Below are 1,379 nucleotides of genomic sequence, written 5' to 3'. Positions count from 1 at the left end.
CACCCAATTCTCAATATAGTTTTGACGGCGGCTAAAGCCGCACGTTCGTTTTTCCTCCCCCGGCTAAAGCACGGGGGAGGAAAAACGTATCGGAGGTTATCATGAAAAATTTTTTCCATCCTTCTACCCACGCCGAATCGGGCAATGCCCTTTTCCACTTTTGGCAAGCGAGATTTGCGATCCGCAAGCCAGGGCGGCGAGTTTCGGCTCAAACCTCCTCAGAGGCTTTGTTTCCACAGGGAGACTTGCTCTGGCTTCAGTGCGGCTAAATTTAGAATGGCGTCTCCCTGGTTGACTAATGGGTTTTGCGTATGACCGATGACAATACCATTATAAGGAGCGGAAACTTTCACATTTTTATCCCCAAAAGCATCGCAGACCATTCCCAAAACCTGTTTTTTGTAAACCAACGTGCCGAGGGTGACTTCCAGATGCAAAATGCCACTGCGCGGCGATCGCACCCATTGCGTTTTTTGTACCGCTAATGACGGCGGCGCAGAAGGGGTCTCGGGAAACTGGTACATTCCCAGCATCTGCATCACCCGCCCAATGCCTTGCACCCCCACGGCGATCGCCTCCGCATCAAACCGCAACGCTTCCCCTCCTTCATAAAGCAAAATCGGAATGCCCTGCTGAGTTGCCGCCTGTCGCAAGGATCCGTCGCGGGTGGTGGCATGAACCATCAAGGGTGCCCCAAATGCCCGGGCACAGCGTTCCGTTTCCGGATCCAAAAGATTAGCGCGAATTTGTGGTAAATTCGTGCGGTTATGGGAAGCGGTATGCAAATCGATGCCGTGGGTGCAGCGCTTCACCACCTGCGCCATAAACAAATGCGCCAACCGCGACGCCAACGATCCGCGTGGAGAACCGGGAAACGACCGATTTAGGTCTCTTCGATCGGGCAAGTAACGCGATTGTTCGATAAATCCGAACACATTCACAATCGGCACCGCAATCAGCACCCCCGATAACCGTTGCGGCGAAATCTGTTGCAACACTTGGCGAATAATCTCTACCCCGTTGACTTCATCGCCGTGAATTGCCGCACTCAACCACAATCGCGGTCCGTCATGGGTGCCATTCACCACCGTCACGGGCAACGAGAGCATTGTTTGGGTGGGAAGTCGGGCAACTGGTAGCTCCAAGCGCCGCTTTTGTCCCGGTTCGACGATCGCTTCTGCAATTTTAATAGCACCTGACATCTTGGTGGCGTTTACTCCTGCTTTTCGCATTCACAAAACCGGCGATCGCGCTTCGCCGCCTTTATGTATAATAATGCATCCGCTCCTCTCGCCGAATGCATTAACTACCCCCCGCTCGGACCGGAAAATTTTTTCCCCAATCTGTTGACAAAAAAAAGGGGAATCGGGTAAGATGAA

1 protein-coding gene is annotated in these 1,379 nt (G+C 52.8%); it reads right to left on the bottom strand.

From position 1 onward, the window contains the following. Nucleotides 1–218: 218 nt before the first annotated feature. The gene (locus LKK83_RS21935; RefSeq protein ID WP_324633484.1) at nt 219–1,202 is read right to left on the bottom strand and encodes a succinylglutamate desuccinylase/aspartoacylase family protein; all 984 of its coding nucleotides are present in this window, start codon (nt 1,200–1,202) and stop codon (nt 219–221) included. Between the last annotated feature and the right edge of the window lie 177 nt (nt 1,203–1,379).

The sequence above is a fragment of the Phormidium sp. CCY1219 genome (assembly GCF_035615515.1).
GTDB lineage: Bacteria > Cyanobacteriota > Cyanobacteriia > Cyanobacteriales > Laspinemataceae > CCY1219.
Note: the sequence above shows the minus strand (reverse complement) of the source record. Positions and strands in the feature narration are given on the sequence as shown.

Excerpts from the sequence above, each read along its gene's own strand:
- LKK83_RS21935 (WP_324633484.1), bottom strand. The coding sequence starts at position 1,202 with ATGTCAGGTGCTATTAAAATTGCAGAAGCGATCGTCGAACCGGGACAA.